Origin of the sequence: Arsenicicoccus sp. UBA6765 (genome assembly GCF_002453335.1) — a bacterium.
GTDB lineage: Bacteria > Actinomycetota > Actinomycetes > Actinomycetales > Dermatophilaceae > Arsenicicoccus > Arsenicicoccus bolidensis.
The window spans coordinates 16023-30530 of sequence record NZ_DKGR01000020.1; the positions used below are offsets into that span (position 1 = coordinate 16023).

Genomic DNA, 14508 nt, shown 5'->3' on the forward strand with positions numbered 1-14508 from the left:
CACGGGTCGAACCGTACTCGTTGAAGCGTCAACGAAAAGTCACGCCCCGTTGTTCCCGCTGCGGGCGTGGACCCGGTCACAGTGTGTCACCGTCGACCAACTAGGGCGCGGCACAAGCCCTTCGGCGGCAGTGACGCCGCCCCTATGCAACGGAGCACGCGTGAGCCTCATCATCGTCCTGGCCGCCCTGGCCTTCCTCATGTACATGGCCTACCGCGGCCACAGCGTGATCCTCTTCGCCCCCATCGCGGCCATGGCGGCGGTGCTGGTGACCGACCCGCAGCTCGTGGCGCCCGTCTTCACCGGCCTCTTCATGGACAAGATGGTCGGCTTCATCAAGAACTACTTCCCCGTCTTCCTGCTCGGAGCGATCTTCGGCAAGCTCATGGAGACCTCGGGATTCGCCCAGGCCATCGTCACGTCGGTCATGCGGATCGTCGGGCCCAAGCGGGCCATGCTCTCGATCGTCCTGGTCGGGGCGATCCTGACCTATGGCGGCGTCTCGCTGTTCGTCGTCGTCTTCGCCGTCTATCCCTTCGCCGCAGAGATGTTCCGCCAGAGCGACATCCCCAAGCGGCTCATCCCCGCCACCATCGCGCTCGGCGCGTTCACCTTCACCATGGACGCCCTGCCGGGCACGCCCCAGATCCAGAACATCATCCCCACCACCTTCTTCGAGACCGACGCGTATGCCGCCCCGGTGCTCGGCCTCGTCGGGGGCGCGTTCGTGCTGGCGATCGGCATGGCGTACCTCGAGTGGCAGCGCCGGCGCGCCGCAGCACGCGGCGAGGGCTACGGCAAGGAGCACAGCAACGAGCCCACGGCATACGAGGGCGGTCGGCTGCCGCACGCTCTGCTGGCCATCGTCCCGCTGGTCCTGGTCGGCGTCGTCAACAAGGTCCTCACCACGGTCATCCCCGGGTTCTACGGCGAGTCCGTCTCGTTCAACCCGGCGGTGGTCGGGGCGGCCAAGCCCGTCAGCGTCCCCGTCGCCGCCAGCACCGCCATCTGGGCCGTCGAGGGGGCCCTGCTCGTCGGGATCCTCAGCGTCTTCGTCCTCGCGTGGCGGCCCGTGGTCACGTCCTTCGCCGAGAGCGCCAAGCCCGCCATCAGCGGGTCCCTGCTCGCGACGATGAACACCGCCTCCGAGTACGGCTTCGGTGCCGTCATCGCCTCCCTCGCCGGCTTCCTCACGGTGGCCGAGGGCCTGAAGGCGATCCCGAACCCCCTGGTCAACGAGGCGATCTCGGTGACCGCGCTCGCCGGCATCACCGGGTCCGCCTCGGGCGGCATGAGCATCGCGCTCGGCGCCATGGCCGACCAGTTCATCGCCAACGCGCAGGCCTCCGGGATCCCCATGGAGGTGCTGCACCGCGTGGCCTCGATGGCGAGCGGCGGCATGGACACGCTGCCGCACAACGGCGCCGTCATCACGCTGCTCGCCGTCACCGGCCTGACCCACCGCGAGTCCTACAAGGACATCTTCGTCATGACCATCATCAAGACCGTCGCCGTCTTCGTCGTCATCGGCGTCTTCTACGCCACCGGCCTGGTCTGACCGCGCCGCACCCGGCCGTATGCCGCTCCTCCCGCCCGACTCACACCCACCACCCGACCTGACCTCGCACCGCCCGACCTGACCTCGCACCGCCCGATCCGCCCAGGGAGAACCTCATGAGCCCGACCATCGACCACACCGGCCGCCGCGCCCTCGTCACCGGGGCCGCCAGCGGCATCGGCGCCGCCTGCTGCGAGAGCCTCGCTGCGAGCGGGGCGCACGTCCTCGCCGTGGATCGCGACGCCGACGGGCTGGCGGCGCTCGCCGCGCGGGTCCAGGGGGTCGAGGCCGTGCCCTGCGACCTGTCCGACCTCGACGGCCTCGCCGCCCTGCCCCACGACGTCGACATCCTGGTCAACAACGCCGGCATCCAGCACGTCTCGCCGATCGAGGAGTTCCCGCTCGAGCGGTTCGAGCTGATCATGCGGCTCATGCTGCACGCGCCGTTCTATCTCGTCCGTCAGTCGCTGCCCCACATGTACTCCCGCGGCTGGGGCCGGGTCGTCAACGTGTCGAGCGTCCACGGGCTGCGGGCGAGCGCCTTCAAGTCGGCGTACGTCACGGCCAAGCACGGCATGGAGGGCCTCAGCAAGACGGTGGCCCTGGAGGGCGCCGCGCACGGCGTGACGAGCGTGACCGTCAACCCGGCCTACGTGCGGACCCCGTTGGTGGAGCAGCAGATCGCCGACCAGGCCCGCACCCACGGCATCCCGGAGGACCAGGTCGTCGAGCAGATCATGCTGACGCCGGTCGCCGTCAAGCGCCTGGTCGAGCCGGCGGAGGTCGCGGACCTCGTCACCTTCTTGACGGGTCCGTCCGCTGCCTCGATGAGCGGGTCGTCATACGCCATGGACGGGGGCTGGACCGCCCACTGACCCCGGCCGAGGCTCCGCGGGCGGGGAGACGATCGCCTCCGCCAGAGAACGCCCCTGACCCCTCACAACCTTGGAGGGGTCAGGGGCGTCCTAGATACGTGATGGTGACGCTACGAAGCGGTACCGTCGCGAATAGTGCAGTTGCCAATGATTCGCAAGGGAGAAGTGGATGTCTCGGGGGGACCAGGGAACGACGGTGCAGCGAGGGCGCGGCCGTCAGGTCGGGGGATCCGTGCTCGGGGTCGTCGTGCTCGGCGTCAGCGCCGTCCTGCTCGCGGCCTGCACGACCGGGAGCAACGACGGCGGCGGCCAGGCCGCGCGCTCCGGCGGGGCGAACGGTGCGACGTCGGGCGGGTCTGCAGGTTCCTCGGGTGCGGGCTCGACCCCGACGCCGACCCCCACCCAGGACGCGCTCGCCAAGGCCAAGGTCCAGGCTGCGCAGTACGACTACGACGGCGCCCTCAAGACGCTGTTCGCCGACGGGTCCGACGAGGCCAAGGCGCAGGTCGCCCAGGTGCAGGCCGCCAAGGCCAAGGCCGTGAGGTGGGCCGACAACACCAAGATCCCGCACCTCTTCTACCACTCGCTGTCCGTGGACCCCGCCAAGACCTTCACCGGTGGCTCGGAGGGTGTCGGGTTCAGCCAGTACATGGCGACGGTCGACGAGTTCAAGGCCCAGATCAAGCAGATGCACGAGCGGGGCTTCGTGCTGGTGCACCCGCAGCGCATCGCCAAGAAGGGCCCCGACGGGGTCATGCGCTTCCAGCCGATCATGCTGCCGCCCGGCAAGAAGCCCGTGGTGCTGTCCCTCGACGACCTCAGCTACTACGAGTACATGATGGGCAAGGGCTTCGCGAACGTCCTGGTCAAGAAGGACGACGGTCGCGTCGTCAACACCTACACCGACCGGTCCGGCAAGACCGTCGAGGGCAGCTACGACTGCGTGCCGATCCTGGACGACTTCGTGCGCGAGCACCCGGACTTCGCCTACCACGGCGACAAGGGGTCCATCGCGATGACCGGCTACAACGGCGTCCTCGGCTACCGCACCTCCGAGCGCAAGTACGGCGCGAACCCCACCACCAAGGACGCCCAGGCCAAGGCCAAGGTCGTCGCCGACGCCATCAAGGCCAACGGCTGGAAGTTCGCCTCGCACTCCTGGGGCCACATCAACATGACCCGCAGCGGGCTCGGGCAGATCAAGGCCGACGCGGGCCGCTGGGACCGTGAGGTCCGCCCGATCCTCGGCGACACCGACCTGATGATCTATCCCTTCGGCGCCGACGTCTCCGACGCCAAGCCCTACTCGGACGCGAACCCCAAGGTCGCCTTCCTGCGCGGCACCGAGAAGTTCGACTACTTCTTCGGCGTCGACGGGACCTCGCCGAGCTGGGTGCAGCTCGGCCCGACGACCCTGCGTCAGGCCCGAATCAACGTCGACGGGCTGTCGATGCAGCGTGCCCTCGACGGCAAGCGCTCCGCGATCACCCAGTTCTTCGACACCAGGTCCACGATCGACAAGAAGCGGCCCCTGCCCGTGCCGTCCATCGGCGGACCCACCGCCGGCGGCTGACTAGGATCGGCGGGTGCTGCGCATCGCCTCCTTCAACGTCAACGGGATCCGGGCCACGCAGCGTCGTGGCTTCGACGACTGGCTCGCCGCGCGCGGCTGCGACGTCGTGGCGCTCCAGGAGGTCCGGTGCCCCGTCCCGCTCCTGCCGGACGGCGTCTTCCGGGACTACCACCTGACGTATGACGCCGGCCAGACGGCCGGGCGCAACGGCGTGGCCGTGCTGACGCGCGAGGCGCCGGCCGCCGTGCGGAGCTGGGGTGCGGGCGTGCTCGTCCGCGCACCCGGGGACAGCCACGTCGAGCTGCGCGAGCACGCCGAGACCGGGTCTCTGGCACGGGAGCTCAAGGCGTTCGCCGCCGAGGGGCGTTACGTGGAGGTCGATCTCGCGGACCAGCCGCTCACGGTGGCGTCCCTCTACCTCCCCAAGGGGGGGCTACCTGCGCACCTGCAGCAGCCGGGCCGGATGCGCGAGAAGCCCGACGGGGGAGCGAAGTACGAGCGCAAGATGCGCTTCCTGCGGGGCTTCGCGCGACACCTGACGGCGACCCGCCGGGCAGCCGCGGCGCAAGGCCGGGAGTTCCTCGTGATGGGGGACTTCAACGTCGCCCACACCCGGCTGGACGTCAAGAACTGGCGCACCAGTCAGCGTTCTGAGGGATTCCTGCCGGAGGAGCGCGAGTGGTTCGGGTCGATCCTGTCGCCGCGCTCGCTGGTCGACGTGGTGCGCCGGCTGCACCCGGACGTGGACGGCCCCTACTCGTGGTGGAGCTGGATGGGAGGGGCCTTCGACCGGGACACCGGCTGGCGCATCGACTACCACCTCGCCTCCCCGCGCCTCGCCAAGGCGGCGATCGCGGGCGGGACGGACCGCGAGGCCTCGGCGGCCGAGCGCCTCAGCGACCACGCCCCGGTCGTCGTCGACTACGACCTACCCCAGGTAGTCACATCGACCGGCCTTCGCACCCCAGGCTGATGTGACCAAGGCCGGTCGATCTGCGTGCGACCGGCCAGCGCCCATCCTGAACGGTGCTCAGCCCCCCAGGTCGGCCCGTCCTTTGAGCAGACTCAAGCGTCGCCGCTGGGCCGGGCGTGGAGCTCGAGGCCCAGGACGTCGAGAACCGCGGCCAGCTTGTCGAGCCGGAGCGTGGGCTTGTCGTGCTCCGCCTCCCGGACGAACCTCTCGGAGACGCTGGCCATCTCGGCCACGTCGATCTGCAGCAGGCCGAGCGAGCGACGCCGCTCGCGAATCTCGTGACCCAAGGACATGCTCGCCTCTTCCTGCCGTCCGTGCAGCGATTGTGCCCCGCACCGGCACGATCGCGCCGGTCCGGATTCAGGTTATCGCGCCAGGCGCCCCGTCGGGGCTCGTCGGCACGATCGTGCCGGTCGCGGGTGGGTGGGGCCGGGTAACGGTGGCCCTGTCGCCATACCGGCAGGATCGTGCCGGTATGGCGACAGCCAGAGGCCAGGTGCAGGCCCACCAGCAGGGCCCAGGCCAGGAGTGGTCCGCCGACATCAGGACCCATCACCTGAGGGTGCCCCTCACCCCGAAACCCCTCGAACCGCTGCGGACGGGGCCGGCGTGCCAGCATGAGCCACGACGCGCCACGCACCGCGCGACCTGCCCGTGATCCCCACCGCGAGGAGCCACCCATGTCCGTCCTTCGTACCAGCACCCCGCCCACCCGCTCGCAGGAGGTGACCCGGCTGACGCTGGGCGCCTTCATGGCGTTCGCCGGCGTCTCCCACCTCACCTTTGCGCGGCAGGACTTCCAGGCCCAGGTCCCGGGGTGGTTCCCGTTGGACGAGGACCTGGTCGTCCTGGCGTCGGGGGTCGTCGAGATCGGGCTCGGGGCAGCCCTGCTCGCCCTCCCGCGGCAGCGCCGGCTCACGGGCATCGCCCTGGCGGCGTTCTACGTCGCCGTGTTCCCCGGCAACATCGGCCAGTATGTCGAGGGCGTCGACGCGTTCGGCCTCGACACCGACGGCAAGCGCCTGGCCCGCTTGTTCGGGCAGCCCGCCCTGGTCGCCGCCGCGCTCTGGGCCGCGGGACTGCCCGAGCGCCGGGACCGGCGAGGCTCGCGACACGTCGGCGACGCCCCGCGCGAGGACCGACCGTGACGCCCTCGCGGGGTCCGGCCGAGGAGGTCGAGGTCGCCGGCCGGGTCGTCCGCGTCAGCAACCCCGACCGCGTCTACTTCCCGGAGATCGGCGCGACCAAGCGGGATCTCGTCGACTACTACCTCGCGGTGGGCGAGGGGATCGTGCGGGCCCTGCGCGACCGCCCCTGCATGATGCACCGCTACCCCGACGGCCTGGCGGGCGACAAGGTCCACCAGAAGCAGCTCCCCAAGGGGGCGCCCGACTGGGTGGAGACGGCCCCGGTCTACTTCCCGCGGTTCAAGCGGACGGTGCGCGAGCTGTGCGTCACCGACCTCGCCCACGTCGTGTGGGCCGTCCAGATGAGCACCGTCGAGCTGCACCCGTGGAACAGCCGCCGCGCCGACGTGGAGCGGCCCGACGAGTGGCGCATCGACCTCGACCCGATGCCCGAGGCCGGGCTGGACCAGGTCCGTCAGGTGGCCGCGGTGGTGCACGAGCTGCTCGACGAGCTGGGCATCGTCGGCTACCCCAAGACCTCGGGCGGCCACGGTCTGCACGTCTACGTCCGGATCGCCCCGGACCACGAGCACGCCGACGTCCGGAGGGCGGCGCTGGCCTTCGCCCGCGAGGTGGAGCGCCGCGCGCCAGAGCTGGTCACCACCACCTGGTGGCGCAAGGACCGCGACCCCGCAGCGGTCTTCGTGGACTACAACCAGAACGCCCGGGACCACACGATCGCCGCGGCCTACTCCGTGCGCGGCACCCCCACGGCCACCGTCTCGTGCCCGATCACCTGGGACGAGGTCGCGGACGTGGAGCCGTCCGACCTGACCATCGCCACCGTGCCCGAGCGGTTCGCCCGGCTCGGGGACCTGCACGCCCACATCGACGACGTCGCCCACGACATCGCACCGCTGCTGGCGTGGGCGGAGCGGGACGAGCGCGAGGGCAGCGCCGGCCCTGACGGCCCAGACGGCCCAGAGACCCCGGAGAGCGACCCCACCATGCCGACCGATACACCCAGGATCTAGGATTTCCCCTGTCATTCCCGTGGAAGATAAGGGGAGGCTAGACCGAACGGCCCAGGGAGGTGTTGTGCCAGAGCTGGGCCGACACGGCGACAACGACCTGTGGCTGCGGCAGCTGCGCCTCGTGGGTGTGGGCCTGCCGGCGCTGTTCATCGTCATCGTCCAGCTGCTGCGGCCGATCTTCTTCGACCGCTACTGGCCGCGGGACGGCGACACCATCGTCAGCGTCCTCACGGCGCTGGCCGCGATCGCGTTCGGCCTCATGATGTTCCGGCTCATCGACCAGCTCGTGGAGGACGACCGCTATCGGTCGACCGTCACCGAGCGCGACCGGATCGCGCGCGAGCTGCACGACTCCCTGGCCAGGTGCTGGGCGCCACGCAGCTGCGGCTCCAGGCTGCGGCATACCACCCGGCGGTCCAGGACCACGACGACCTCAAGACCGAGCTGGCCGACGTCGCCCACGACTGCCAGGACGCCTATCGCGACGTGCGGGAGGCGATCCTGGGGCTGCGCGAGCACAACCGCACCGACCACACCTTCCTCGAGGGCCTGGCCAGCTATGCCGAGAAGTTCTCGCGGCAGTCCGGCATCGACACCACGGTCGTCGCCGAGATCCCCGGCGAGCCCTCCCTCACCCCGCACCGCGAGGTCCAGGTCATCCGGATCATCCAGGAGGCCCTGACCAACGCGCGCAAGCACTCCGGGGCCCGGCGAGCCCGGATCACCGTCGACGAGACACTGGACTGGACGAGCTTCGTCGTCGAGGACGACGGCCAGGGCTTCGTGGTCGACGTGGCGCCGGGCGAGCGCGAGGGCTTCGGCCTGCACTCCATGCGGGAGCGCACCGAGCTCGTCGGTGGCCGCCTGCTCGTCGAGTCCGGCCCCGGGCTCGGCACCAAGATCACCATCACGGTGCCCCGCGGTCAGCGCGGCACCCGTCACCCCTCCGGGATGTCCGTATGACGAACGCCGCCGACCCCACGACCGCGCGCCCCACCCGGGTGCTGCTCGTCGACGACACCGCGTTGTTCCGCCGCGCGATCGCGACGCTGGTCGACGCCCAGCCGGACCTGGAGGTCGTCGGCCAGGCCGACAACGGCCTCGAGGGCGTCGAGCAGGCGCGACGGCTGCAGCCCGACCTGGTGGTCATGGACATGGAGATGCCGGTCATGACGGGCATCGAGGCCGCCAAGGTGATCCTCGAGCAGCTCCCCGGCATCAAGGTGATCATGCTGACGGTCTGCGACGACGACGAGCGGCTGCTCGGGGCCATCCGCATGGGCGTTCACGGCTACCTGCTCAAGGACCTGCACCCCGAGGAGCTGTTCGCCATGCTCCGGTCGGCGGCCCGCGACGAGACCCCGGTGTCTCCCCAGCTGGTGGGCCGCCTCCTGGCCGAGCTGCGCGGGGGCGGCGCTCGGCATACCTCGCCTGCCACGGCGCAGGCCGCGGAGCCTCAGCTGTCCCAGCGCGAGATGGACACCCTCAAGCTCGTCGCGCGGGGCATGTCCAACCGCGAGATAGGTCGCGCGCTGTCCATCACCGAGGGCACCGTCAAGAACCACGTGCACAACGCGCTGCACAAGCTCGGGCTCGACACCCGCATCCAGGCCGCGGCCTACATGGTGCGCTCGGGCTATGCCGAGCCGCCGCGCACCGACTGATCCCCTGCCACCCCTGACCCCTGGGTACAGCCTGGGGGATCCTGCATATACCTCTCTTCTATCCATCGACGGATGGTCCGGGACCCACCACCGGCAGCAGGATGAGTGCGATGGACGTGCCGACAGCGGCAGGTCCGCACGCGCACGCAAAGGATGGTGACGAGGTGGCCGCTCCCCAGGGGTCGCGCCTCGGGTGGCTTCTGTCACCCAGAGGACTCTTCTCCGTCTTCCTGTCCCTGGGCATCGGCACCCTGGTCGGCGTCGTGCTCTTCACGATGGTCTACGCCAATGGCGCTTCGTACCTCTCGAGCGACCCGAAGGCCTGCGTCAACTGCCACGTGATGAACACGGAGTACAACGCCTGGGTCAAGTCCAGCCACGGCAAGGTAGCGACCTGCAACGACTGCCACACCCCCCACGACCTGGTGGGGAAGTACCTGACGAAGGCCGAGCACGGGTGGAACCACTCCCTCGCCTTCACGACCGGCAACTTCCCGCAGAACATCCAGATCAAGGAGCGGAGCCTGGCGACCGTCGAGGAGAACTGCTTGCGCTGCCACCAACAGCTGGTGGAGGGCATCCAGCACAGCCGGCCCCCCAACCAGAAGGTCTCGTGCGTGCAGTGTCACGCCGACGTCGGGCACATGAGGTGAGGACATGAACGCGACAGCATCTGACAATCCCAAGGGCGCGAGGAAGCGTCGTGGCGGAGGCCGCAAGGGACTCCTGGCCGCGATCGTCCTGGCCACCGCGTTGGTGACGGTGGGCGTCGTCGCCCTCCTCGTCAACATCTTCCAGCACAAGCAGGAGGCCCAGGACACCAACTTCGCGGTGGTGCAGCTCGACGAGACCGTCGTCGACCCGGCCGTGTGGGGCAAGAACTTCCCGCTGCAGTACGACATGTACAAGCGGACCACCGACCAGCAGCGCACGAAGTTCGGTGGCTCCGAGGCGGTGCCCCACGTCCCCGAGGGCGCGGACGCCCGCACCACCGTGGCGGGGCAGAAGCTCGAGAAGGACCCGCGGCTCGTCCAGATGTGGGCCGGCTACGCCTTCGCGACCGACTACCGCGAGAAGCGCGGCCACGCCTACATGCTCGTCGACCAGCGAGACACCAAGCGGGTCAACGAGTTCAAGCAGCCGGGCACCTGCCTCAACTGCCACGCCTCCATGGCCAAGGTCTACAAGGACCTCGGCAACGGTGACGCCAAGGCCGGCTTCGACAAGATCAACCACATGACCTACCAGGAGGCCACCAAGCTGGTGGACCACCCGGTGGCCTGCATCGACTGCCACGACCCCAAGACGATGCAGCTGCGGATCACGCGTCCTGCCTTCCAGGAGGGCATCAAGGCGCTCAAGGCCAGCCAGGGCGTCCCGAACTTCGACGTCAACACCCAGGCCACCACCCAGGAGATGCGCTCCTTCGTCTGCGCCCAGTGCCACGTGGAGTACTACTTCAAGGGCAAGGACAAGACGCTGACCTTCCCGTGGGCCAAGGGCGTCAACCTGGACAACGAGTTCGCGTACTACCAGGAGGTGGGCTTCACCGACTGGGAGCACAAGACGACCGGCACCCCGATGCTCAAGGCCCAGCACCCTGAGTTCGAGATGTGGAACCAGGGCGTGCACGCCAAGGCCGGCGTGACCTGCGCTGACTGCCACATGCCGTACACCGCGGTCGGTGCGCAGAAGGTCTCCGACCACTGGGTCCGCAGCCCGATGCTGAACGTCAACAAGTCCTGCCAGGTGTGCCACCACGCCTCCGAGGACGAGCTGAAGTCCCGCGTCGAGACGATCCAGACCCGCGTGGCCACCAGCCGCAGCCAGGCCTTCGACGGCCTGACCGCCCTGATCAAGGACCTCGAGGACGCCAAGAAGGCCGGTGCTCCCGAGGACCGGATCGTGGCCGCGCAGACCTGGCACCGCAAGGCGTCGTTCTACATCGACTACGTGATCTCGGAGAACTCGACGGGCTTCCACGCCCCCGAGGAGTCCATCCGCTACATGCAGACGGCGACCGACGCGGTCCGCAAGGGCCAGCTCGCCCTGCTGGGCAAGGAGAAGGCGGACCCGACCGCCGCCAAGGCCTTCCAGATGTGGAAGGAGAAGAAGGCCGCCGACGCCAAGGCCGCTGCCGCCGGCCCCAAGGCTCCGGCCACGCCGGCAGCGACGGCGACGCCGACGCCCACCCCGTCTCGCTGACGGGATCGGAGGGGCACCGCACCCGACTCGGTGCCCCTCCCACACGGACCAGACCGCCTCGTGGGGACGAGGCGGTCTGCCCGTGCGTGGGGGTCCTGGCCCGCCCTCTCCCGCGACGGCCGGGGCACAGGTCCGGTCTATCCCCGCGGCCGTCGTCTATATCCTCTAAATACCTTGGTTCTATCCAAGACGTGCCCTACGACGGATGGTCCGACCGGGTGGTCGAGGCGGAGGCTGGGGTCATCGGACTCCCCGCGGCCCACCGGCCGCCCGAGCACAGGACACTCGTATGACGCAGCGCCAGGCGCCCCAGACACCACCCGCAGGCGGCGGCACCCCCGCCCCGACGCACGAGAGCGGCGACCTGCGCCAGGCCCTGCTCGCGTCGCTCGGCCTCCCCGCCGACGCCACGCCCGAGGCGGTCGAGGCCGCCCACGAGCACGTCGCGACATACCTCTCCTCGGCACCGACCGAGCTGTCCGGCTGGGCCACCCAGCAGGCGACGGCCGCCGACGCGGCCCACGCCGTGCTCACCGGCAAGGCCGGCGACGTCCTGAGCCGCCGCGCGACGCCCGTGACGGCGGCTCGGCGGACGGGCGACCGGCCGCAGATCCCCAAGCTGGTCACCGTGCTCGGGTCCATCGCACTGATCGCCGCCATCGTGGTCGGCGTCTACGTCTGGGGCCCGTCCCGCAACCCCACGCAGGCCAACCCGCCCGTGGCGATGGCGGACCAGGCGGCCGCGGGCGCCACCGCCAAGCCGTCGCCGACCGCCACGACCCTGGACACCGCCAAGGCCAAGGCGCTCGAGGACAAGATCAAGGCCAACCCCAAGGACGAGCAGGCCATGGCCGAGCTCGGTGACCTCTACTTCGGGGCCAACCACTTCCAGAAGGCCGCGGCCCTGCGGCAGAAGATGCTGGCGCTCAAGCCCAACGACACCAACCTGATGCTGTCGACCGGGGTCGCGCTCTTCAACGCCCGCGACCTCAAGGGCGCCGAGGCCCAGTGGAACAACGCGATCAAGGTCGACCCCAAGAAGGCCGAGGCGTACTACGACCTGGGCTTCCTCAAGCTCAGCCAGACCCCGCCCGACTCCGCCGGCGCCAAGGCGCTGTGGGACAAGGTCATCGAGCTCGACCCCAACGGTCCGCTGGCCCAGAAGGTCCAGAACCACATGGGCGCGATCATGACGCCCGCCCCCACCGGCGCCGCCCACGGCTCCGGGGCCACGCCCGCACCGACGACCAGCAAGTGACATGGACGGGATCACCATCCCGCTCGCGCTGCTGGCGGGAATCGTCGCCTTCGCCTCACCCTGCTTCCTGCCGGTCGTGCCGGTCTTCGTGAGCTATGTCGCGGGGACCTCGCCGGTCGGCGGGGGACGGGCCCGGCGCAACGCCGCCGCCCAGGCCCTGGCCTTCGTGCTCGGCTTCGGGGTCGTCTTCATCGCCCTGTGGTGCTCCATCGGACTGATCGGGTATGCCGTCGGCGACCACCGCGACGCCCTGCGCATCATCGGCGGGGTCGCCCTGATCGTCATGGGCCTGCACGTCGCCCGGCTGATCGAGATCCCCGTCCTCTACCGCGAGGTCCACGCCCCCGTCGGCGGCCGGCCGCAGCTCCCGGGGCAGCAGGCCCCGACATACCGGCGATCCCTGCTGATGGGCCTCGCCTTCGGCGCCGGCTGGACCCCGTGCATCGGACCGGTCCTCGGCGGCGTCCTCGGGCTCGCCACGGCGAGCGACTCGGTGGGGCGCGGCGCGCTCCTGCTGGTCGCCTTCGCCCTCGGTCTCGGCATCCCCTTCGTGCTCGTCGCGATGGGCGCCACCGAGATCACCGCCCGTCTCGGCTGGCTGCGCAAGCACGAGATGGCGATGTCCCTCCTGTCCGGCGCGATGCTCGTCCTCATCGGGTTCGCCATGGTCACCAACATCTTCGGCAAGCTGTCCGGCCTCATCCCGGCCGTCGGCGTGTGAGACAGGCAGAGCTCATGAGCAACGACACCCACCTCCTGACCGAGGACACGATCGAGTCCGCCGACACGATCCGCATGCCCCGGCCGCTCTACAAGGTCTATCGGGTCTTCATCTCCAAGCGCACCGGCATCGGCCTCATCCTCGCGATGGGCTTCCTCACCCTCATGGGGACGCTGATCCAGCAGTCCACGGAGAACAACCGGGCCGACGCCACCGCCTACGCCGACTGGCTGGACTCGGTGCGGCCTCGCTACCAGGGCTGGACCGGCGTGCTGGACCTGCTCGGCATGTTCAACGTCTTCGGCTCGGTGTGGTTCAAGGCCGTCAACGTGCTGCTGTGCATCTCGATCCTGTGCTGCATCATGCACCGCATCCCGCTGCTGTGGAAGCGGGCCACCCGCCCCCAGCTGCACGTCACCGAGGGATTCTTCGCCCACGCGAGCATCCACCACGACGTGACCGCCCCGGTGCCCGCCGAGCAGAGCCTCGAGCACCTCCGCACGACCATGCGGCGCAAGGGCTATCGCGTGATCGACGACCCCCGCGGACCCGGCCTCAACCTCTACACCGACAAGTTCCGGTGGCCGCCGTTCGGCACGATCTTCGCCCACGTCGCGTTCGTCATCATCCTGCTCGGCGTCCTGGTCACGTCCAACACCGGCTTCTCCGAGGACAACGTCCCGGTCTCGATCGGTGACCGCGTCGACATCGGCCACGGCACCGGCCTGACCATCACCGCCACCTCCTTCTCCGACACCTACTACGAGGACGGCCGGCCCAAGGACTACGTCAGCCACCTCGTCCTCTACAAGGACGGCGTGCAGGTCAAGGAGCAGGACACCCGGGTCAACGAGCCGCTGCGCTACGAGGGGGTCAAGTTCTTCCAGGCCAGCTTCGGCTTCGCGGCCCGCATCCAGGTCAAGGACTCCACCGGCAAGGTGCTCCACGAGGGTGGCGTGCCGCTGCAGTACACGACCGAGGACCAGAAGAACTCCTTCGGCAAGCTGCCGCTGCCGAACCAGGGCGTCGACGCCTTCGTCATCACGGCGGCCTCCGGGCAGACCGACGCGCAGATCCAGCCCGGCGACGTTGCCATCAAGGTGCAGCCCACCGACCAGGACAGCACCATCGGCCAGAAGGTCATCACCCAGGGCCAGACCGCGCAGATCGGCGACCTGACCTACACCTTCCTGCGCGAGCAGCAGTACACCGGGCTCATGGTCTCCGACGACCCGGGCGCCCTGTGGGTCTGGGTCGGCTCCACGATGATCGTCGCCGGCATGACCATCACGATGTTCTTCCGGCACCGCCGGATCTGGGTCCGCGTCCAGCCGTCCGGCGACGGCTCGCGCATCCGCCTCGCCTCGTCCGAGCGCCACGACACGGCCTACGAGGGCTGGGTCTCCCGCCTCGTCGACGACCTGTCCGCCGACCTCGGCGCCACGCCCACCCCGGGCCACCACACCACCGCCGGTCGTGACCACGACCGCGCCGACCTTGCCAGCACGGTAGGAGCCTGA

At 69.8% G+C, this 14508-nt stretch carries 15 protein-coding genes; 13 read left to right on the forward strand and 2 right to left on the reverse strand.

From position 1 onward, the window contains the following. Positions 1-160 precede the first annotated feature (160 nt). The 4 genes from B4K29_RS05690 (at position 161) to B4K29_RS05705 (ending at position 4979) form a co-directional block, all read left to right on the forward strand. Positions 161-1558, forward strand: coding sequence for a GntP family permease (locus B4K29_RS05690; RefSeq protein ID WP_286966595.1), 1398 nt, complete (start codon positions 161-163; stop codon positions 1556-1558). A 116-nt stretch (positions 1559-1674) separates the two neighbouring features. Further along, positions 1675-2433: a 3-hydroxybutyrate dehydrogenase gene (locus B4K29_RS05695; RefSeq protein ID WP_286966596.1), complete on the forward strand. Its 759-nt coding sequence runs from the start codon at positions 1675-1677 to the stop codon at positions 2431-2433. Between the two features lie 169 nt (positions 2434-2602). Beyond that, positions 2603-4006 (forward strand): polysaccharide deacetylase, encoded by a 1404-nt coding sequence (locus B4K29_RS05700; RefSeq protein WP_286966597.1) that lies wholly within the window; start codon positions 2603-2605, stop codon positions 4004-4006. Positions 4007-4019: 13 nt separating this feature from the next. After that, positions 4020-4979: an exodeoxyribonuclease III gene (locus tag B4K29_RS05705; protein WP_286966598.1), complete on the forward strand. Its 960-nt coding sequence runs from the start codon at positions 4020-4022 to the stop codon at positions 4977-4979. Positions 4980-5071: 92 nt separating this feature from the next. Here B4K29_RS05705 and B4K29_RS05710 read toward each other — a convergent pair whose 3' ends face one another. Continuing rightward, positions 5072-5272, reverse strand: coding sequence for a helix-turn-helix domain-containing protein (locus B4K29_RS05710; RefSeq protein ID WP_019286771.1), 201 nt, complete (start codon positions 5270-5272; stop codon positions 5072-5074). A 387-nt stretch (positions 5273-5659) separates the two neighbouring features. On the opposite strand from B4K29_RS05710, the gene B4K29_RS05715 reads away from it, so the two are divergent. Then, positions 5660-6127 carry a DoxX family protein gene (locus B4K29_RS05715; RefSeq protein ID WP_029211116.1) on the forward strand — a complete coding sequence of 156 codons (468 nt, stop codon included), beginning with the start codon at positions 5660-5662 and terminating at the stop codon, positions 6125-6127. Next, entirely contained in the window at positions 6124-7140 is a 1017-nt protein-coding gene (ligD, locus tag B4K29_RS05720; protein WP_029211117.1) for a non-homologous end-joining DNA ligase, read from the forward strand. Before B4K29_RS05715 ends, ligD begins: the two co-directional genes overlap by 4 nt. A gap of 37 nt (positions 7141-7177) precedes the next feature. Here the strand turns inward: ligD and B4K29_RS05725 are convergent, their stop codons facing one another. Then, positions 7178-7489, reverse strand: a complete 312-nt coding sequence (locus tag B4K29_RS05725) for a hypothetical protein (RefSeq protein WP_286966599.1) — start codon at positions 7487-7489, stop codon at positions 7178-7180. 14 nt (positions 7490-7503) lie between these two features. Between B4K29_RS05725 and B4K29_RS05730 the strand changes: the two genes are divergently transcribed. The 7 genes from B4K29_RS05730 (at position 7504) to resB (ending at position 14508) form a co-directional block, all read left to right on the forward strand. Next, a complete protein-coding gene (locus tag B4K29_RS05730) occupies positions 7504-8103 on the forward strand; it encodes a sensor histidine kinase (RefSeq protein ID WP_286966600.1) in 600 nt (199 codons plus the stop codon). After that, positions 8100-8804: a response regulator gene (locus tag B4K29_RS05735; protein ID WP_019286767.1), complete on the forward strand. Its 705-nt coding sequence runs from the start codon at positions 8100-8102 to the stop codon at positions 8802-8804. Before B4K29_RS05730 ends, B4K29_RS05735 begins: the two co-directional genes overlap by 4 nt. 164 nt (positions 8805-8968) lie before the next feature. Next, positions 8969-9457: a cytochrome c nitrite reductase small subunit gene (gene nrfH, locus B4K29_RS05740; RefSeq protein WP_286966601.1), complete on the forward strand. Its 489-nt coding sequence runs from the start codon at positions 8969-8971 to the stop codon at positions 9455-9457. Positions 9458-9461: 4 nt separating this feature from the next. After that, positions 9462-11009, forward strand: a complete 1548-nt coding sequence (locus tag B4K29_RS05745) for an ammonia-forming cytochrome c nitrite reductase subunit c552 (protein ID WP_286958473.1) — start codon at positions 9462-9464, stop codon at positions 11007-11009. 289 nt (positions 11010-11298) lie between these two features. Beyond that, positions 11299-12267, forward strand: coding sequence for a tetratricopeptide repeat protein (locus B4K29_RS05750; RefSeq protein ID WP_019286764.1), 969 nt, complete (start codon positions 11299-11301; stop codon positions 12265-12267). A 1-nt stretch (position 12268) separates the two neighbouring features. Then, complete coding sequence (locus B4K29_RS05755; protein ID WP_019286763.1) at positions 12269-12988, forward strand: cytochrome c biogenesis CcdA family protein; 720 nt, start codon at positions 12269-12271, stop codon at positions 12986-12988. A 14-nt stretch (positions 12989-13002) separates the two neighbouring features. After that, positions 13003-14508, forward strand: coding sequence for a cytochrome c biogenesis protein ResB (gene resB / locus B4K29_RS05760; RefSeq protein WP_029211125.1), 1506 nt, complete (start codon positions 13003-13005; stop codon positions 14506-14508).